Below are 16004 nucleotides of genomic sequence, written 5' to 3'. Positions count from 1 at the left end.
CTTCCCCCCGAGACACAAGGAGAACGACGAAGGCCCGGCCGACAGTTCCCACTGTGCGGCCGGGCCTTCATCAGATGAGCGATCGGTGGCCTCAGGCCACGGTCGCGGTGCCGCCGGCGGCCTCGATCTTCTCCTTGGCGGAGGACGAGAACGCGTTGGCGCTGACCTGGACGGCCACCGAGATGTCGCCCTGGCCCAGCACCTTGACGGGCTGGCCCTTGCGGACCGCGCCCTTGGCGACGAGGTCGGCGACGGTCACGGTGCCGCCGTCGGGGAAGAGCTCCCCGAGGCGGTCGAGGTTGACGACCTGGAACTCCACGCGGAAGGGGTTCTTGAAGCCCTTCAGCTTGGGCAGGCGCATGTGGATCGGCATCTGGCCACCCTCGAAGGCGACCGGGACCTGGTAGCGCGCCTTGGTGCCCTTGGTACCACGGCCGGCAGTCTTGCCCTTCGAGGCCTCACCGCGACCCACACGGGTCTTCGCGGTCTTGGCACCCGGAGCGGGACGCAAGTGGTGCAGCTTGAGCGTCATGTCACTCCACCTCCTCGAACGTCACCAGGTGACGGACGGTGTTGATCATGCCTCGGATCTCCGGGCGGTCTTCCTTGACGACGACGTCGCCGATCCGCTTGAGACCGAGCGAACGGAGCGTCTCGCGCTGGTTGGCCTTCAGACCGACCAGGCCGCGCTTCTGCTGGACCTTGAGCTGTGCCATTACTGCTGCACCCCCGCCGTCGCCTCGAGCTGGCCCTCGGCGCGCGCACGCAGCAGCGCAGCCGGGGTGACGTCCTCGACCCGCATGCCACGGCGAGCAGCGACGGCCTCGGGCTCCTCGAGCATCCGCAGGGCCTCGACCGTCGCGTGGACGATGTTGATCTGGTTGGACGAGCCGAGCGACTTGCTCAGCACGTCGTGGATGCCGGCGCACTCGAGCACCGCGCGCACCGGACCACCGGCGATCACACCGGTACCGGGAGCGGCGGGACGCAGCAGGACGACGCCTGCGGCCTTCTCGCCCTGGACCGGGTGCGGGATGGTGCCCTGGATGCGGGGGACCTTGAAGAAGTGCTTCTTGGCCTCCTCGACACCCTTGGCGATCGCGGCCGGAACTTCCTTGGCCTTGCCGTAGCCGACGCCGACCAGGCCTTCACCGTCACCGACGATCACGAGGGCGGTGAAGCTGAAGCGACGACCACCCTTCACGACCTTGGCGACACGGTTGATCGCCACGACTCGCTCGATGTAGACAGACTTCTCGGCCTGGCCACGACCGTTGTCGCGTCCGCGACGGTCGCCCGAGCCACCGCTGCGCTGTCCGCGCTGGGCTCCGCTCATGAGATGTGCTCCATATCTAAGTTCTCTCTCTGGTCGCGTGAGGCGATCAGAAGGACAATCCGCCCTCCCGGGCGGCATCGGCGAGGGCCGCGATGCGACCGTGGTACTTGTTCCCGGCACGGTCGAAGACGACGTCCTCGATCCCAGCCGCCTTGGCGCGGGAGGCGACGAGCTCGCCGACCTTCTTCGCCTTGGCGGTCTTGTCGCCGTCGGTGCCGCGGACGTCGGCCTCCATCGTGGAGGCGTAGGCCAGCGTGGCGCCCTGGAGGTCGTCGACGACCTGCACCGAGAGGTGCTTGGCCGACTTGGTGACCACCAGGCGCGGACGCTCGGCGGTGCCGTTGATGCGCTTGCGACCACGCGCCTGTCGGCGCAGCCGGGCACGGACGCGGTTCGCGGTGTGCTTGTTGTTGCTCAGCGAGATCGCCATGTCACTTACCGGCCTTTCCGACCTTGCGACGGATGTGCTCGCCGGCGTAGCGCACGCCCTTGCCCTTGTAGGGCTCGGGCTTGCGGAGCTTGCGGATCTTGGCCGCAGTCTCTCCGACAAGCTGCTTGTCGATGCCGACGACACCGAGCTTGGTCGGGCCCTCGACGGTGAAGGTGATGCCCTCGGGGGCGTCGAAGATGATCGGGTGCGAGTAGCCGAGCTGGAACTCCAGCTGGGTCGGCCCCTTCGGCAGGACGCGGTAACCCACGCCCACGATCTCGAGCTTCTTCTCGTAGCCCTCGGTGACACCCACCACCATGTTGTTGATGAGCGTGCGGGTCAGGCCGTGGAGCGAGCGGCTGTTGCGCTCGTCGTCGGGACGCTGCACCTCGAGGATGCCGTCCTCGCCCCTGGCGACCGTGATCGGCGCCGCAATGGTGTGGGACAGGGTGCCCTTGGGGCCCTTGACCGTCACCAGCGACTCGTCGATCGCGACGTCGACACCGGACGGGACCGCGATGGGGAGCTTGCCAATGCGCGACATGCTTCTCTCTCTTCCTGGTCTCAGTTGGTCCGGGTCACCAGACGTAGGCGAGGACTTCGCCGCCCACGCCCTTCTGGTTCGCCTGACGGTCGGTCAGCAGTCCCTGCGACGTCGAGATGATCGCGACGCCGAGGCCACCGAGGACCTTGGGCAGGTTGGTGCTCTTGGCGTAGACGCGCAGGCCGGGCTTGCTGATGCGGCGTACGCCGGCGATCGAGCGCTCCCGGTTGCGGCCGTACTTCAGCGTCACCGTCAGCGTCTTGCCGACGGCGGGCTCGCCCTCGGCGGACACGTTGTCGGCCACGTCGTAGGAGGTGATGTACCCCTCCTGCTTGAGGATCTCCGCGAGGCCGGCCTTCATCTTGCTGTAAGGCATCGACACCACGTCGTGGTACGCCTGGTTGGCGTTGCGCAGACGAGTGAGCATGTCTGCGATCGGGTCAGTCATCGTCATGATGGGTTCTTTCTCGTCGTGGTTTCGAACGGCGCGCGGCCGGCTCGACCTTCAACGTGTTGAGGTGGTTACCAGGAGACCGTGGTCACCAGGAGGACTTGGTGACTCCGGGCAGCTCGCCGCGGTGTGCCATCTCTCGCAGGCAGATGCGGCACAGGCCGAACTTGCGGTAGACGGACTTCGGACGGCCGCAGCGCTGGCAGCGGGTGTAGCCGCGGACAGCGAACTTCGGCTTGCGAGCGGCCTTGACCTTGAGGGAAGTCTTCGCCATGTCAGTTCTCCTTGAACGGGAAGCCGAGCTGCTTGAGCAGCGCACGACCCTCGTCGTCGTTGGTGGCGGTGGTCACGATGGTGATGTCCATGCCACGCGACCGGTCGATCTTGTCCTGGTTGATCTCGTGGAACATGACCTGCTCGGTGAGACCGAACGTGTAGTTGCCGCGACCGTCGAACTGCTTCGGCGAGAGACCGCGGAAGTCACGGATGCGGGGCAGCGCCAGCGACAGCAGGCGGTCGAGGAACTCCCACATGCGGTCGCCGCGCAGCGTGACGTGCGCACCGATCGGCATGCCCTCGCGCAGCTTGAACTGAGCGATGGACTTGCGGGCCTTCGTCACGGCCGGCTTCTGGCCGGTGATCGCGGTGAGGTCGCGGATGGCGCCCTCGATCAGCTTGGAGTCGCGAGCAGCCTCGCCGACACCCATGTTGACCACGATCTTGGTCAGGCCGGGGACCTGCATGATGTTGGCGATGTCGAACTCGGTGCGCAGGGCGGGGACGATCTCCTCGCGGTAGCGCGCCTTGAGCCGAGGAATCTCGGTGGTCTGGGTGGTCTCGGCCATCTCAGATCTCCTTGCCGGTCTTGCGGGACACGCGGACCGAGCGGCTGGCGGTGTAGGTCGAGCCGTCGGGACGGCGCTTGGTGACCTCGTCGCGGCGGAAGCCGACGCGGGTGACGCCGTCACCCTCGACCAGCATCACGTTGGACACGTGGATCGGCGCCTCGCGGGTGATGATGCCCCCGGTCGTGCCGGTCTGCTGGACGGACTTGGTGTGGCGCTTGACGAGGTTCACGCCCTCGACGATCAGCCGGTCCTCCTCACGGAGCACCGAGATGACCTTGCCCTGGGCACCCTTGTCCTTGCCGGCGATGACCTTGACGGTGTCGCCCTTCTTGATGTTCATGCTCTTACCCATCTCTCACAACACCTCCGGGGCGAGCGAGATGATCTTCATGAAGCGCTTCTCGCGCAGCTCACGACCGACGGGGCCGAAGATGCGCGTGCCGCGCGGCTCACCGTCGTTCTTGAGGATGACGGCGGCGTTCTCGTCGAATCGGATGTAGGAACCGTCGGCGCGGCGACGCTCCTTGACGGTGCGTACGACCACGGCCTTGACGACGTCGCCCTTCTTGACGTTGCCACCGGGGATCGCGTCCTTGACGGTGGCGACGATGACGTCACCGATGCCGGCGTAGCGACGCCCAGAGCCACCGAGAACACGGATGCAGAGGATCTCCTTCGCACCGGTGTTGTCGGCGACCTTGAGTCGCGACTCCTGCTGGATCATTGGTTTCTCCTGGTTGTCGAGCTGGTTCTCATGCCCTCGCGGGGCACGAGCCTGGCCGAACTGGTGGGGTTCTGTGCTGGGAGTGGGTCCGGGTGGGGCGAGCGGGGCTCACCTCACCGAGGGCTCACTTGGCCTTCTCGAGGACCTCGATCAGGCGCCAGCGCTTGGTGGCGGACAGCGGGCGGGTCTCCATGATCAGGACCCGGTCGCCGATGCCGCACTGGTTGGTCTCGTCGTGGGCCTTCAGGCGCGACGTCTTGCGCATGACCTTGCCGTAGAGCGCGTGCTTCACGCGGTCCTCGACGGCCACGACGATGGTCTTGTCCATCTTGTCGCTCACGACGAGGCCCTCGCGGACCTTGCGCTGGTTGCGCTCGTCAGCCGACTGGGTCGCAGTGTTCTCGCTCATGCCTTCGCCTCTTCGTTGGTGCCCGGCGTGGTGCGGATGCCGAGCTCGCGCTCGCGGACCACGGTGTAGATGCGGGCGATGTCCTTCTTGACCACGCGGAGCCGGCCGTGGCTGTCCAGCTGGCCGGTGGCCGCCTGGAACCGGAGGTTGAACAGCTCCTCCTTGGCCTCGCGCAGCTTCGCCTCCAGGTCGGTGGCGTTGAGCTCGTCGAGCTCGTGGGCGTTCAGCTTGGTAGCCATCAGAATTCACCGGCCTCACGGGAGATGAACCGGCACTTCATCGGGAGCTTGTGCATCGCGCGGCGCATGGCCTCACGAGCAGTCACCTCGTCGACGCCGGAGAGTTCGAACATGACGCGGCCGGGCTTGACGTTCGCCACCCACCACTCGGGGGAACCCTTGCCGGAACCCATGCGGGTCTCGGCAGGCTTCTTGGTCAGCGGGCGGTCCGGGTAGATGTTGATCCAGACCTTTCCACCACGCTTGATGTGACGGGTCATGGCGATACGGGCCGACTCGATCTGTCGGTTGGTCACGTAGTGACCCTCGACCGCCTGGATGCCGAAGTCACCGAAGGCCAGCGTGGTGCCGCCCTTGGCAACGCCACGGCGCTTGGGGTGGTGCTGCTTGCGGTGCTTGACGCGACGGGGCATCAACATGAGGTCAGGCCTCCTGTCCGGTGCTCGGTGCAGCCTCGGCGGCGGGGGCCGCTGAAGTCTCAGCGGTGGCCTCGCTGCGAGGAGCGCGGTCGCCGCGCGAGCCACGGCTCGGACGGTCGCCGCCACGGGTGTTGGGACGGCCGCCGCTGCGACCGGGGGCACCGGCGCGGGCGGCCTGCTGGGCCTGGCGCTCGGCACGGGTGCCGGCGACCTCGCCCTTGTAGATCCAGACCTTCACGCCGATGCGGCCGAAGGTGGTCTTGGCCTCGTAGAAGCCGTAGTCGATGTCGGCGCGGAGGGTGTGCAGGGGCACGCGGCCCTCGCGGTAGAACTCCGTGCGCGACATCTCGGCACCGTTGAGACGACCCGAGCACTGGATCCGGATGCCCTTGGCACCGGAGCGCATCGAGGTCTGCATCGCCTTGCGCATGGCACGACGGAACTGCACGCGGCCCGCGAGCTGCTCGGCGACACCCTGGGCGACCAGCTGAGCGTCGATCTCGGGCTGCTTGACCTCGAGGATGTTCAGCTGCACCTGCTTGCCCGTGAGCTTCTCGAGCTCGCCGCGGATGCGGTCGGCCTCGGCGCCACGGCGACCGATGACGATGCCCGGACGCGCGGTGTGGATGTCCACCCGCACACGGTCGCGGGTGCGCTCGATCTCGACCTTGGAGATGCCGGCCCGCTCCATGCCCTTGGAGAGCAGCTTGCGGATGGCGACGTCCTCACCGACGTAGGACTTGTAGAGCTTGTCGGCGTACCAACGGCTCTTGTGGTCGGTGGAGATGCCCAGGCGGAACCCGTTCGGGTTGATCTTCTGGCCCATCAGGCACCCTTTCCGTTCTTGGAGGCGCGGGCCTTCTTGCCCGGCGCGGTGAGCGCGTCGGCCGGCTGCACCACGAGGGTGATGTGGCTGGTGCGCTTGTTGATGCGGGTGGCACGGCCCTGGGCACGCGGACGCCAACGCTTCATCGTCGGGCCCTCGTCGACCATCGCGACCGAGAGCACGAGGTCGGCCCGGTTGAGCCCCTCGGTGGTCTCGGCGTTGGCGACGGCGCTCTCCAGCACCTTGTAGACGGTCTCGGAGGCGGCCTGCGGCGCGAACTGCAGCAGGGTGAGGGCCTCGTCGACCTGGAGGCCGCGGACCATGTCGACGACACGGCGAGCCTTCATCGGGGTGATCCGCACGTAGCGTGCGCTGGCGAAGGCGCCGGACTGGTCGCCGAGCAGCGACTCGCGGCGCGCGCTGGTGCGGCTGCGCTCGGTGGTGCTCATCGGCGACGCCCCTTCCGGTCTTCCTTCACGTGCCCGCGGTAGGTGCGGGTCGGTGCGAACTCCCCGAGCTTGTGGCCGACCATGGAGTCGGTCACGAAGACGGGGACGTGCTTGCGACCGTCGTGCACGGCGATGGTGTGACCGATCATGTCGGGCACGATCATCGACCGGCGCGACCAGGTCTTGATGACGTTGTGGCTGCCCTTCGCGTTCTCGGCGTCCACCTTCTTCTGAAGGTGGTCGTCGATGAAGGGGCCCTTCTTCAGGCTGCGAGGCATGTCGGTTACTTCCTACCCTTGCCGGACTTGCGACGACGGATGATCTGGGAGTCGCTGGCCTTGCGCTTGCGCGTACGGCCCTCGGGCTTGCCCCAGGGGGAGACGGGGTGGCGACCACCGGACGTCTTGCCCTCACCACCACCGTGCGGGTGGTCGACCGGGTTCATGACGACACCGCGGACGGTCGGGCGAACGCCCTTCCACCGCATGCGGCCGGCCTTGCCCCAGTTGATGTTGGACTGCTCGGCGTTGCCGACCTCACCGATCGTGGCGCGGCAGCGCACGTCGACGAAGCGCATCTCGCCCGAGGGCAGGCGCAGCGTCGCGCGGCTTCCCTCACGGGCGACCAGCTGGGCGGAGTTGCCGGCCGAGCGGGCGATCTTCGCGCCGCCGCCCGGACGCAGCTCCACGCAGTGGATGGTCGTACCGACCGGGATGTTGCGCAGCGGGAGGTTGTTGCCGGGCTTGATGTCGGCGTTGGGGCCCGACTCGACCGGCGTGCCCTGCACGAGGCCCTTGGGGGCCACGATGTAGCGCTTCTCGCCGTCGGCGTAGTGCAGCAGCGCGATGCGGGCGGTGCGGTTGGGGTCGTACTCGATGTGAGCGACCTTGGCCGGCACGCCGTCCTTGTCGTAGCGACGGAAGTCGATGATGCGGTAGGCGCGCTTGTGACCGCCACCCTTGTGACGGGTGGTGATGCGGCCCTGGTTGTTGCGGCCGCCGTTCTTGGGCAGCGGACGCGTCAGCGACTTCTCGGGCGTGGTCCGGGTGATCTCGACGAAGTCGGCCACCGACGAGCCACGACGGCCCGGGGTGGTCGGCTTGTACTTGCGGATAGCCATATCAGTTCCTAGTCAGGAGCCCGGTCAGGAGACCGGACCTCCGAAGATGTCGATGCGGTGACCCTCGGCGAGGCTGACGATCGCGCGCTTGGTGTTCGGGCGCTTGCCCAGGCCGTAGCGGGTGCGACGGGTCTTGCCCTGGCGGTTGATCGTGTTGACCGAGGTGACCTTGACTCCGAAGACCTTCTCGACCGCGATCTTGATCTCGGTCTTGTTGGCGTCCGGGTGGACGATGAAGGTGTACTTGTTGGCGTCGAGCAGGCCGTAGCTCTTCTCCGACACGACCGGCGCGATCAGGACGTCGCGGTGGTCCTTGTGCAGGGTGCTCACTTGTCGCTCTCCTTCTCGCCGCGGGTCAGACCAGCAGCCTCGGCGTCCTCGGCGGACTTGAACCAGAAGTCGCCCGCAGCGGCGTCGTACCCGGCGTCGCCCTCGAGGAGGTAGGTGCCGGACTCCAGGCCCTGGACCTCGTAGCCCTTGGGGTTCTTGCCGCTCTTCAGCGGGGCCTTCGCGCCGGCCGGCAGGGCCGACTCGTCGCTGGCCTGCTCGGTCGCGGCGGGCTTCTCGGCCTTGGCGACGGCAGACTTCTCAGCCGTCGCAGCCGAGGCGCCACCCACGAACACGTCGTAGGCGCCCTGGGTGAACACGATGTCGTCGGCGTTCAGCACGTCGTAGGTGTTGAGCTGGTCGACGGCGACGATGTGGACCTCGGGCGCGTTGCGCAGCGAGAGCCAGGTGATCGCGTCGGTCCGCTCGAGCACCACGAGGTAGCCCACGCGGTCGGTCAGCGAGGTCAGCGCGGTGATCGCCGCCTTGGTGGAGGGCTTGTCGCCCGACACCAGGGAGTCGACCACGTGGATGCGACCGTTGCGGGCCCGGTCCGAGAGGGCACCGCGCAGGGCGGCGGCCTTCATCTTCTTGGGGGTGCGCTGGTCGTAGCTGCGCGGCTGCGGGCCGTGGACGACGCCACCGCCGGCGAACTGCGGAGCCCGGGTCGAGCCCTGACGGGCGCGGCCGGTGCCCTTCTGCTTGTAGGGCTTGCGGCCACCACCGCGCACGTCGGCGCGGGTCTTGGTGGCGTGCGTGCCCTGGCGCGCAGCAGCCTGCTGGGCGACCACGACCTGGTGGATCAGGGGAATGTTGACCTCGACGTCGAAGATCTCGGCGGGGAGGTCGACCTTGACGGTCTTGACAGCCATGCTCAGGCCTCCTGCGTCTTCTTGGCAGCCGAGCGGAGCATGACGAGCCCACCGCGGGGGCCGGGAACGGCACCCTTGAGCAGGATCAGGCCCTTGTCGGCGTCGACGGCGTGCACCGTCAGGTTCTGGGTGGTCACCGTGTCGTTGCCCATGCGGCCCGCCATGCGGGTGCCCTTGAACACGCGACCCGGGGTGGCGCAGGCGCCGATCGAGCCCGGCTTGCGGTGGTTGCGGTGGGCACCGTGCGAGGCGGAGACACCGTGGAAGCCGTGACGCTTCATGACACCGGCGAAGCCCTTGCCCTTGCTGGTGCCGGTGACGTCGATCTCCTCGCCGGCGGCGAAGGTGTCGACGCCGATCTCCTGGCCCACGGTGTAGCTCGCGGCGTCAGCGGTGCGGATCTCCGCGACGTGACGACGCGGGGTGACACCGGCCTTGGAGAAGTGACCGGCCTCGGGCGAGTTGACCTTGCGGGCCTCGATCTCGCCGAACGCGACCTGGATGGCGTTGTAGCCGTCCACCTCGGGCCGACGGACCTGGGTCACGACGTTGGTCGCGGCCGCGATCACGGTGACGGGGACGACCTTGTTGTTCTCGTCCCACAGCTGGGTCATGCCGAGCTTGGTGCCCAGCAGTCCCTTCGCGTTGCGCTCAAAAGTGTTCGTCATGTCAGCCTCAGAGCTTGATCTCGATGTCGACACCGGCAGGCAGGTCGAGACGCATCAGCGAGTCGACGGTCTTCGGCGTCGGGTCGATGATGTCGATGAGGCGCTTGTGGGTGCGCATCTCGAAGTGCTCGCGGGAGTCCTTGTACTTGTGGGGCGAGCGGATGACGCAGTACACGTTCTTCTCGGTCGGCAGCGGCACAGGGCCGGCGACCTTCGCACCCGTGCGGGTGACGGTGTCCACGATCTTCCGCGCCGAGGTGTCGATCACCTCGTGGTCATAGGCCTTGAGCCTGATGCGGATCTTCTGTCCCGCCATAGGTCCGTGTCCTCTTCGATCTCGTACGCCTGGTCTGGTTTCGGCTCTCGGCCCCTGGTGGGCGAGCGCCGCCTGTCTCTCCTCCACCCCCGACCCCCGCGGTCGGGCGTGTCGCGGTGGTTTCTCCGCACACGACCCCTCGGGGAAGCGGTACTGCTCTGGGTGGCACCCGACGGCTGTCGGATCTGGTCGGGTCTCCGATCAAGAAGCTTCTCGATCCGGTGCGGAGCACGCAGGACGACTGTTTCGATCAAGGAGACGCGATTCAGAAGTCAAGGTGTGCCGCACCCCGGCGACCCGCCGGAGCAACCGGAACATCTTGACAGACTCGGCGTGCCCACGCCAAATCGCAGTGGAGGCACGCCCAGCACGTCGTCCCGGGGGCCCTGGAGGACCCGTCCGGGGACTGCACCGGCAGGGCACACCCTACGCCCACACCGCGGTTGCGCCCCGATCGCGGGCCCCACCTACGCCGAGCGGCGGTAGAGGAAGTCACGGATGTCGCGGCCGACCTCGACGCCCTTGCGCTCGAAGCGGGTCACCGGACGCTCGGACCACCGCTCCACCGGTCCGCCCTCGAGGGTCGGCTCGGCGTCGAGGACCTCGCGCATCTGGTCGGCGTAGTCGGCCCAGTCGGTGGCCAGGCGCCATGCACCGCCCGGCACCAGCCGGGACGAGGCGAGCGCGGCGTTGGCGGGGTTCACCAGGCGCCGCTTGTGGTGCTTGGTCTTGCGCCACGGGTCGGGGAAGAAGGTCCAGAGCTCGGCGAGGCTGGCCGGCGCCAGGAGGTGCTCGAGCGACCAGACGGCGTCGACCGAGCAGAACCGCACGTTGTCGGCGCCCGCCTCGGCGACCCGCCACAGCGAGTCGGCCACACCGGGCAGCCACACCTCCAGCGCGAGGACGTTGTGGTCGGGCCGCGCAGCGGCGAGCACGGCCGTCGCCTCGCCGATGCCGGACCCGACCTCCACGATCAGCGGCGCCTCGCGCCCGAAGCGCTCGGCGAGGTCGAAGTCGGGCCGGTCGACGGCCTCCTCCGGGATCACCCAGTCGGCCTGGTGCGCCGCCCACGCCTCGGCCTGGCGGGGGGTGAACCTGCTGCCGCGCCGCGAGTAGGTGAGGACCTCGCGCATGCGACGCCCGTCCGCGGTGAGCTTGTGGTGCGGTCGGGCAGGGCGTACGACGTCGTTCACGCCGGACATCCTCCCCGCTCCCCCGGGTCCGGCGCACATCGGCCGGCCCGGCGGCTCAGAGGTGCGCGAGCGCCCCGGTGAGCACCGAGCGCAGCCGCTGCTCGATGTCGTCGAACTCGGGCTGGCCGATGATCAGCGGGGGCGCGAGCTGGATGACCGGGTCGCCGCGGTCGTCGGCACGGCAGTAGAGGCCGGCCTCCCACAGCGCACCGGACAGGTAGCCGCGCAGCAGCCGCTCGGACTCGGCGTCGTCGAACGTCTCCTTGGTCTCGCGGTCCTTCACCAGCTCGATGCCGTAGAAGTAGCCGTGGCCGCGGACGTCGCCGACGATCGGGATGTCGAGCAGCTTCTCCAGCGTCGAGCGGAAGGCCGGCGCGTTCTGCTGGACGTGGTCGGTGAGGCCCTCGCGCTCGAAGATGTCGAGGTTGGCCATCGCGACCGCCGACGACACCGGGTGTCCGCCGAACGTGTAGCCGTGGGCGTACGCCGTGGTGCCCGACCTGAACGGCTCGAAGAGCCGGTCGCTGGCGATCATCGCGCCGATCGGCGAGTAGCCGGAGGTCATGCCCTTGGCGCAGGTGATGATGTCGGGCTGGTAGCCGAACTCGGCGGCGCCGAACATCTCCCCCACCCGCCCGAAGGCGCAGATCACCTCGTCGGAGACCAGGAGCACGTCGTACTCGTCGCAGATCTCGCGGACCCGCTCGAAGTAGCCGGGCGGCGGCGGGAAGCACCCGCCCGCGTTCTGCACCGGCTCGAGGAAGACGGCCGCGACGGTGTCGGGGCCCTCGAACTCGATCGCCTCGGCGATGCGGTCGGCGGCCCAGCGGCCGAAGGCCTTCTCGTCGTCGCCGAGGTAGTCCGGACGGCGGTAGAAGTTGGTGTTGGGCACCTTGTGCGCGCCCGGGACCAACGGCTCGAACATCTCCTTCAGCGGCGGGATGCCGGTGATGGAGAGCGCGCCCTGCGGGGTGCCGTGGTAGGCCACGGCACGTGAGATGACCTTGTGCTTGTTGGGCTTGCCGGTGAGCTTGAAGTACTGCTTGGCCAGCTTCCACGCCGACTCGACCGCCTCGCCGCCACCGGTGGTGAAGAAGACGCGGTTGAGGTCGCCGGGCGCCATCGCAGCGATCCGGTCGGCGAGCTCGACCGCGCGCGGGTGGGCGAAGGACCAGAGCGGGAAGAAGGCCAGCTCCTTCGCCTGCTTGGCGGCCGCCTCGGCCAGCTCGTCGCGACCGTGGCCGACCTGGACCACGAAGAGGCCGGCGAGTCCGTCGATGTACTCGCGGCCGTGGCTGTCCCAGATCTTGTGCCCCTCGCCCTTGACGATGAGCGGCATCTCGCCGCCCTTCTCGTAGGTCGAGTGCCGGGTGAAGTGCAACCAGAGGTGGTCGCGGCCGGCGGTCTGGTAGTCGAAGGACTCACCTTCGGAGGAGTGGAGGCTCATCGTGTTCCCCAGTTGTAGTGCTGCTTGTTGAGCTTGAGGTAGACGAAGGTCTCCGAGGAGACCACGCCGTCGAGCTCACGGACCTGACGGATGACGTCGAGCAGGTGCGGGTCGTCCTCGCACACCACCTCGACGAGGAGGTCGAAGCTCCCCGCGGTGGTGACGACGTAGTCGACCTCGGACACCTCGGCGAGGCGGTCCCCCACCTTCATCGGGTCGCCCTCGGTGCGCACGCCGATCATCGCCTGGCGGGTGAACCCGACCTGCGTGGGATCGGTGACCGCCACGACCTGCATGACGTCGGAGTCGAGGAGCTTCTGCACGCGGGCGCGGGCTGCGGCCTCCGAGAGGCCGACCGCCTTGGCGATCGCGGCGTACGAGATGCGCCCGTCCTCCTGGAGGAGCTCGATGATGCGCTTGGCGGTCGCATCGAGGCGCACACTTCCCTCACTCATGCCGCCCATGGTGCTGTGCAGCAGGCCCGGTTCGCAAGCCGACGGGCGCGGAATCCGCATTTCCGGGGCGTTAAATCCACGATTCCGACAGTTTTGTTGTCGCCAACTATGGCGATCTGGCCACACGTCGTCCTACTCTCCCTTCACCGCACCCGACCGGGAGGACCCACGTGACCAGCCCACGCACGCTGCGCAACTTCATCGGCGGCGCCTACGTCGAGGGAGGCGCCGGCGCCCTGAGCGACGTCGTCAACCCGGCCACCGGCCAGGTCGTGGCCCGCGCACCCATCAGCGGCGCCGAGGAGGTCGACGCGGCGTACGACGCCGCCGACCGTGCCTTCGGCGAGTGGGGGCGCACGACGCCCAGCGAGCGCCAGCAGGCGCTGCTGAAGATCGCCGACGCCGTGGAGGCGCACGCGGACGAGCTCATCGCCCTGGAGTCGGAGAACACCGGCAAGATCAAGGCGCTCACCGCGAGCGAGGAGATCCCGCCGATGGTGGACCAGCTGCGGTTCTTCGCCGGGGCCGCGCGGGTCCTGGAAGGCAAGGCCGCGGGCGAGTACATGGCCGGCCACACGTCGTGGATCCGACGTGAGCCGATCGGCGTCGTGGGCCAGGTGACGCCGTGGAACTACCCCCTCCTCATGGCGGCGTGGAAGATCGGGCCGGCGCTCGCCGCGGGCAACACGGTGGTCCTCAAGCCCAGCGACACCACTCCCGAGAGCACCCTGCGCCTGGCCGAGCTCGCCGCGGAGTTCCTCCCGGCGGGCACGCTCAACGTGGTGACCGGTGACCGCGAGACCGGACGCCGGCTCGTCGAGCACCGCACGCCCGCCCTGGTCGCGATCACCGGCTCGGTGCGGGCCGGGGCGGAGGTGGCGGCCAGCGCCGCGCCGAACGTGAAGCGCGTGCACCTCGAGCTCGGCGGCAAGGCCCCTGTCGTCGTCTTCGACGACGCCGACCTCGAGGCCGCGGTGGAGGGCATCGCGATCGCGGGCTACTTCAATGCCGGCCAGGACTGCACGGCCGCGACCCGCGTGCTGGTGGCCGAGCGCATCCACGACGACTTCGTCGCCGCCCTGGCCGACTACGCCCGCAGCTCGGCGCCGGTCGGGCTGCCCGACGACGCGGACGCCCTCTTCGGACCGGTCAACAACGCCCGCCAGCTCGCGCACGTGAGCGGCTTCATCGACCACCTGCCCTCCCACGCCACCGTGTCGGCGGGCGGCAACCGGCGTACGGACCTCGGCGACGGCTTCTACCTCGAGCCCACCGTGCTCTCGGGCCTGCGCCAGGACGACGACGCCATCCAGAACGAGATCTTCGGCCCCGTCATCACCGTGCAGCGCTTCACCGACGAGGCAGAGGCGACCCGGTGGGCCAACGGCGTCGACTACGGGCTCGCCTCTTCGGTGTGGACCCGCGACTTCGGGCGCGCGATGCGGATGTCGAGGGCCCTCGACTTCGGCTGCGTGTGGATCAACACCCACATCCCGCTGGTGGCCGAGATGCCGCACGGCGGTTACAAGAAGTCCGGCTACGGCAAGGACCTGTCGATGTACGGCTTCGAGGACTACACCCGGATCAAGCACGTCATGGCCAACATCGAGAGCTAGACACCAGAGCTGGACGGCACCAACACCAGAGCAGCTCGGGGGCTGAGCGGAGGACCTGAACACATGACACCCATCCCGCGCCGGTCACGGCGTCCCCTGTCGCCACCGGCGGCCGCGCTGGCCCAGGCGGCCTCCGGCTCGCTGAGCCGACGCGCGCTGCTCGGCACCGGCCTCGCCGCCGGCACCGGGCTCGCGCTCACCGGGTGCGCCCCGCCCGAGCCACCGTCGGGCGGCGTGGCCAGCCTGGACCTGCCGACGGACGTCTCGGACCGGGAGAAGATCGTGAAGTGGGCCAACTGGACGGCCTACCTCGACATGAACGGCAAGGAGACCAAGTCCCCGACCCTCGAGGCCTTCATGGAGCAGACCGGCATCGAGGTCAGCTACACCGAGGACATCGACGACAACGACTCCTACTACGCCAAGGTGGGGCCGCAGCTGCGCGCCGGGCAGTCGATCGACCGCGACATCATCACCCTCACCGACTGGATGGCCAGCCGCGTCATCCGCGACCAGCTCTGCCAGCCGCTCGAGCTGATCCAGATGCCCAACGTGGTCAGCAACCTGCTCCAGCCGCTGAAGGACGTCTCGTTCGACCCGGGGCGCCAGAACTCGATCACCTGGCAGAGCGGCTTCGCGGGCATCGGCTACAACCGGGAGAAGGTCGGCCGCGAGCTCCGGTCGCTCGACGACCTCTGGGCCGACGACCTCAAGGGTCGCATCGTGGTGCTGTCGGAGTTCCGCGACACCGCCGGGCTGGTCATGCAGTCGCAGGGCGTCGACATCGAGAGCGACTGGGGGCGCGCGGAGTTCGAGAGCGCGCTGGACTTCATCGAGCAGAAGATCGACGAGGGCTACATCCGGCGGGTGAAGGGCAACTCCTACATGGAGGACCTCACCAGCGGCAACGCCGTCGCGGGCATCACCTGGAGCGGTGACATCTTCGTGCTGGCCTACGACACCGAGGATCCCAACTGGACCTTCACCATCCCCGAGTCGGGCGGCACGCTCTGGTCGGACAACATGATGGTGCCGATCACGTCCAGGCACCGCAGCAACGCCCAGAAGCTGATGGACTACTACTACGACCCGGCCGTGGCCGCCCAGGTCGCCGCGTGGGTCAACTACGTCTGTCCCGTCGACGGCGCGCAGGCCGAGATGGAGAAGATCGATCCGGAGCTGGCCGAGAGCCCGTGGATCTTCCCGACCGCCGAGTTCATCGCCGACAGCAACATCCAGCAGTTCCGGGTGCTGAGCGCCGACGAGGACATCGAGTTCGCCGACCTGTGGTCCAGCAACGTGATGGGGAACTGAC

Annotated in this window: 26 protein-coding genes; 2 read left to right on the top strand and 24 right to left on the bottom strand. The window is 68.4% G+C overall.

Features of this window, described 5'->3' with window-relative positions; all coding sequences use genetic code 11:
* Nucleotides 1-91 precede the first annotated feature (91 nt).
* From rplO to CFI00_RS04310, 24 genes are all read right to left on the bottom strand, one after another.
* Nucleotides 92-532 (bottom strand): 50S ribosomal protein L15, encoded by a 441-nt coding sequence (gene rplO / locus CFI00_RS04425; protein WP_207084065.1) that lies wholly within the window; start codon nt 530-532, stop codon nt 92-94.
* Nucleotide 533: 1 nt separating this feature from the next.
* Nucleotides 534-716 (bottom strand): 50S ribosomal protein L30, encoded by a 183-nt coding sequence (rpmD, locus tag CFI00_RS04420; protein WP_056599717.1) that lies wholly within the window; start codon nt 714-716, stop codon nt 534-536.
* Nucleotides 716-1336, bottom strand: coding sequence for a 30S ribosomal protein S5 (gene rpsE / locus CFI00_RS04415; protein ID WP_207084064.1), 621 nt, complete (start codon nt 1334-1336; stop codon nt 716-718). Before rpsE ends, rpmD begins: the two co-directional genes overlap by 1 nt.
* Before the next feature lie 46 nt (nt 1337-1382).
* Complete coding sequence (gene rplR, locus CFI00_RS04410; RefSeq protein WP_207084063.1) at nt 1383-1766, bottom strand: 50S ribosomal protein L18; 384 nt, start codon at nt 1764-1766, stop codon at nt 1383-1385.
* A 1-nt stretch (nt 1767) separates the two neighbouring features.
* Nucleotides 1768-2310 carry a 50S ribosomal protein L6 gene (gene rplF / locus CFI00_RS04405; RefSeq protein WP_207084062.1) on the bottom strand — a complete coding sequence of 181 codons (543 nt, stop codon included), beginning with the start codon at nt 2308-2310 and terminating at the stop codon, nt 1768-1770.
* 34 nt (nt 2311-2344) lie between these two features.
* Nucleotides 2345-2764, bottom strand: a complete 420-nt coding sequence (gene rpsH / locus CFI00_RS04400; protein ID WP_135838853.1) for a 30S ribosomal protein S8 — start codon at nt 2762-2764, stop codon at nt 2345-2347.
* 85 nt (nt 2765-2849) lie between these two features.
* Nucleotides 2850-3035 (bottom strand): type Z 30S ribosomal protein S14, encoded by a 186-nt coding sequence (locus CFI00_RS04395; RefSeq protein WP_056599702.1) that lies wholly within the window; start codon nt 3033-3035, stop codon nt 2850-2852.
* A 1-nt stretch (nt 3036) separates the two neighbouring features.
* Nucleotides 3037-3606 (bottom strand): 50S ribosomal protein L5, encoded by a 570-nt coding sequence (gene rplE, locus CFI00_RS04390; RefSeq protein WP_207084061.1) that lies wholly within the window; start codon nt 3604-3606, stop codon nt 3037-3039.
* A gap of 1 nt (nt 3607) precedes the next feature.
* A complete protein-coding gene (rplX, locus tag CFI00_RS04385; RefSeq protein ID WP_224273054.1) occupies nt 3608-3961 on the bottom strand; it encodes a 50S ribosomal protein L24 in 354 nt (117 codons plus the stop codon).
* Nucleotides 3962-3964: 3 nt separating this feature from the next.
* Complete coding sequence (rplN, locus tag CFI00_RS04380) at nt 3965-4333, bottom strand: 50S ribosomal protein L14 (protein ID WP_056599693.1); 369 nt, start codon at nt 4331-4333, stop codon at nt 3965-3967.
* A gap of 124 nt (nt 4334-4457) precedes the next feature.
* The gene (rpsQ, locus tag CFI00_RS04375) at nt 4458-4742 is read right to left on the bottom strand and encodes a 30S ribosomal protein S17 (RefSeq protein WP_207084059.1); all 285 of its coding nucleotides are present in this window, start codon (nt 4740-4742) and stop codon (nt 4458-4460) included.
* A complete protein-coding gene (rpmC, locus tag CFI00_RS04370; protein WP_207084058.1) occupies nt 4739-4981 on the bottom strand; it encodes a 50S ribosomal protein L29 in 243 nt (80 codons plus the stop codon). Before rpmC ends, rpsQ begins: the two co-directional genes overlap by 4 nt.
* Nucleotides 4981-5400, bottom strand: coding sequence for a 50S ribosomal protein L16 (rplP, locus tag CFI00_RS04365; protein WP_207084057.1), 420 nt, complete (start codon nt 5398-5400; stop codon nt 4981-4983). The genes rpmC and rplP overlap by 1 nt, the downstream gene beginning before the upstream one ends.
* 4 nt (nt 5401-5404) lie before the next feature.
* Entirely contained in the window at nt 5405-6226 is an 822-nt protein-coding gene (gene rpsC, locus CFI00_RS04360) for a 30S ribosomal protein S3 (RefSeq protein ID WP_207084056.1), read from the bottom strand.
* The gene (rplV, locus tag CFI00_RS04355; protein ID WP_207084055.1) at nt 6226-6675 is read right to left on the bottom strand and encodes a 50S ribosomal protein L22; all 450 of its coding nucleotides are present in this window, start codon (nt 6673-6675) and stop codon (nt 6226-6228) included. The genes rpsC and rplV overlap by 1 nt, the downstream gene beginning before the upstream one ends.
* The gene (gene rpsS / locus CFI00_RS04350; protein ID WP_091109718.1) at nt 6672-6953 is read right to left on the bottom strand and encodes a 30S ribosomal protein S19; all 282 of its coding nucleotides are present in this window, start codon (nt 6951-6953) and stop codon (nt 6672-6674) included. Before rpsS ends, rplV begins: the two co-directional genes overlap by 4 nt.
* 5 nt (nt 6954-6958) lie before the next feature.
* Entirely contained in the window at nt 6959-7795 is an 837-nt protein-coding gene (gene rplB, locus CFI00_RS04345; RefSeq protein WP_207084054.1) for a 50S ribosomal protein L2, read from the bottom strand.
* A gap of 24 nt (nt 7796-7819) precedes the next feature.
* A complete protein-coding gene (gene rplW / locus CFI00_RS04340; RefSeq protein WP_135838846.1) occupies nt 7820-8125 on the bottom strand; it encodes a 50S ribosomal protein L23 in 306 nt (101 codons plus the stop codon).
* Nucleotides 8122-8994 carry a 50S ribosomal protein L4 gene (rplD, locus tag CFI00_RS04335; RefSeq protein WP_207084053.1) on the bottom strand — a complete coding sequence of 291 codons (873 nt, stop codon included), beginning with the start codon at nt 8992-8994 and terminating at the stop codon, nt 8122-8124. The genes rplW and rplD overlap by 4 nt, the downstream gene beginning before the upstream one ends.
* 2 nt (nt 8995-8996) lie before the next feature.
* On the bottom strand, nt 8997-9662 hold the full coding sequence (gene rplC / locus CFI00_RS04330) for a 50S ribosomal protein L3 (RefSeq protein ID WP_207084052.1): 666 nt from the start codon (nt 9660-9662) through the stop codon (nt 8997-8999).
* Nucleotides 9663-9669: 7 nt separating this feature from the next.
* Nucleotides 9670-9978 (bottom strand): 30S ribosomal protein S10, encoded by a 309-nt coding sequence (gene rpsJ / locus CFI00_RS04325; protein WP_008360994.1) that lies wholly within the window; start codon nt 9976-9978, stop codon nt 9670-9672.
* Between the two features lie 467 nt (nt 9979-10445).
* A complete protein-coding gene (locus CFI00_RS04320) occupies nt 10446-11180 on the bottom strand; it encodes a tRNA (guanine(46)-N(7))-methyltransferase TrmB (RefSeq protein WP_207084051.1) in 735 nt (244 codons plus the stop codon).
* Nucleotides 11181-11226: 46 nt separating this feature from the next.
* Nucleotides 11227-12618: an aspartate aminotransferase family protein gene (locus CFI00_RS04315; RefSeq protein ID WP_207084050.1), complete on the bottom strand. Its 1392-nt coding sequence runs from the start codon at nt 12616-12618 to the stop codon at nt 11227-11229.
* Nucleotides 12615-13073, bottom strand: a complete 459-nt coding sequence (locus tag CFI00_RS04310; protein ID WP_242532678.1) for an Lrp/AsnC family transcriptional regulator — start codon at nt 13071-13073, stop codon at nt 12615-12617. The genes CFI00_RS04315 and CFI00_RS04310 overlap by 4 nt, the downstream gene beginning before the upstream one ends.
* A gap of 170 nt (nt 13074-13243) precedes the next feature.
* On the opposite strand from CFI00_RS04310, the gene CFI00_RS04305 reads away from it, so the two are divergent.
* A complete protein-coding gene (locus tag CFI00_RS04305) occupies nt 13244-14689 on the top strand; it encodes a gamma-aminobutyraldehyde dehydrogenase (RefSeq protein ID WP_207084048.1) in 1446 nt (481 codons plus the stop codon).
* A gap of 63 nt (nt 14690-14752) precedes the next feature.
* The gene (locus tag CFI00_RS04300) at nt 14753-16003 is read left to right on the top strand and encodes a spermidine/putrescine ABC transporter substrate-binding protein (RefSeq protein WP_207084047.1); all 1251 of its coding nucleotides are present in this window, start codon (nt 14753-14755) and stop codon (nt 16001-16003) included.
* The last annotated feature ends 1 nt before the right edge of the window (nt 16004 follow it).

The sequence above is a fragment of the Nocardioides sp. S5 genome (assembly GCF_017310035.1).
GTDB lineage: Bacteria > Actinomycetota > Actinomycetes > Propionibacteriales > Nocardioidaceae > Nocardioides.
This window is presented reverse-complemented; position numbering and strand designations above follow the sequence as displayed.

Bases quoted from the DNA above. Each gene is read 5' to 3' on its own strand.
- rplO (WP_207084065.1), bottom strand. From the start codon at position 532: ATGACGCTCAAGCTGCACCACTTGCGTCCCGCTCCGGGTGCCAAGACC.
- rpmD (WP_056599717.1), bottom strand. From the start codon at position 716: ATGGCACAGCTCAAGGTCCAGCAGAAGCGCGGCCTGGTCGGTCTGAAG.
- rpsE (WP_207084064.1), bottom strand. From the start codon at position 1,336: ATGAGCGGAGCCCAGCGCGGACAGCGCAGCGGTGGCTCGGGCGACCGT.
- rplR (WP_207084063.1), bottom strand. From the start codon at position 1,766: ATGGCGATCTCGCTGAGCAACAACAAGCACACCGCGAACCGCGTCCGT.
- rplF (WP_207084062.1), bottom strand. From the start codon at position 2,310: ATGTCGCGCATTGGCAAGCTCCCCATCGCGGTCCCGTCCGGTGTCGAC.
- rpsH (WP_135838853.1), bottom strand. From the start codon at position 2,764: ATGACGATGACTGACCCGATCGCAGACATGCTCACTCGTCTGCGCAAC.
- CFI00_RS04395 (WP_056599702.1), bottom strand. From the start codon at position 3,035: ATGGCGAAGACTTCCCTCAAGGTCAAGGCCGCTCGCAAGCCGAAGTTC.
- rplE (WP_207084061.1), bottom strand. From the start codon at position 3,606: ATGGCCGAGACCACCCAGACCACCGAGATTCCTCGGCTCAAGGCGCGC.
- rplX (WP_224273054.1), bottom strand. From the start codon at position 3,961: ATGGGTAAGAGCATGAACATCAAGAAGGGCGACACCGTCAAGGTCATC.
- rplN (WP_056599693.1), bottom strand. From the start codon at position 4,333: ATGATCCAGCAGGAGTCGCGACTCAAGGTCGCCGACAACACCGGTGCG.
- rpsQ (WP_207084059.1), bottom strand. From the start codon at position 4,742: ATGAGCGAGAACACTGCGACCCAGTCGGCTGACGAGCGCAACCAGCGC.
- rpmC (WP_207084058.1), bottom strand. From the start codon at position 4,981: ATGGCTACCAAGCTGAACGCCCACGAGCTCGACGAGCTCAACGCCACC.
- rplP (WP_207084057.1), bottom strand. From the start codon at position 5,400: ATGTTGATGCCCCGTCGCGTCAAGCACCGCAAGCAGCACCACCCCAAG.
- rpsC (WP_207084056.1), bottom strand. From the start codon at position 6,226: ATGGGCCAGAAGATCAACCCGAACGGGTTCCGCCTGGGCATCTCCACC.
- rplV (WP_207084055.1), bottom strand. From the start codon at position 6,675: ATGAGCACCACCGAGCGCAGCCGCACCAGCGCGCGCCGCGAGTCGCTG.
- rpsS (WP_091109718.1), bottom strand. From the start codon at position 6,953: ATGCCTCGCAGCCTGAAGAAGGGCCCCTTCATCGACGACCACCTTCAG.
- rplB (WP_207084054.1), bottom strand. From the start codon at position 7,795: ATGGCTATCCGCAAGTACAAGCCGACCACCCCGGGCCGTCGTGGCTCG.
- rplD (WP_207084053.1), bottom strand. From the start codon at position 8,994: ATGGCTGTCAAGACCGTCAAGGTCGACCTCCCCGCCGAGATCTTCGAC.
- rplC (WP_207084052.1), bottom strand. From the start codon at position 9,662: ATGACGAACACTTTTGAGCGCAACGCGAAGGGACTGCTGGGCACCAAG.
- rpsJ (WP_008360994.1), bottom strand. From the start codon at position 9,978: ATGGCGGGACAGAAGATCCGCATCAGGCTCAAGGCCTATGACCACGAG.
- CFI00_RS04320 (WP_207084051.1), bottom strand. From the start codon at position 11,180: ATGTCCGGCGTGAACGACGTCGTACGCCCTGCCCGACCGCACCACAAG.
- CFI00_RS04315 (WP_207084050.1), bottom strand. From the start codon at position 12,618: ATGAGCCTCCACTCCTCCGAAGGTGAGTCCTTCGACTACCAGACCGCC.
- CFI00_RS04310 (WP_242532678.1), bottom strand. From the start codon at position 13,073: ATGAGTGAGGGAAGTGTGCGCCTCGATGCGACCGCCAAGCGCATCATC.
- CFI00_RS04300 (WP_207084047.1), top strand. From the start codon at position 14,753: ATGACACCCATCCCGCGCCGGTCACGGCGTCCCCTGTCGCCACCGGCG.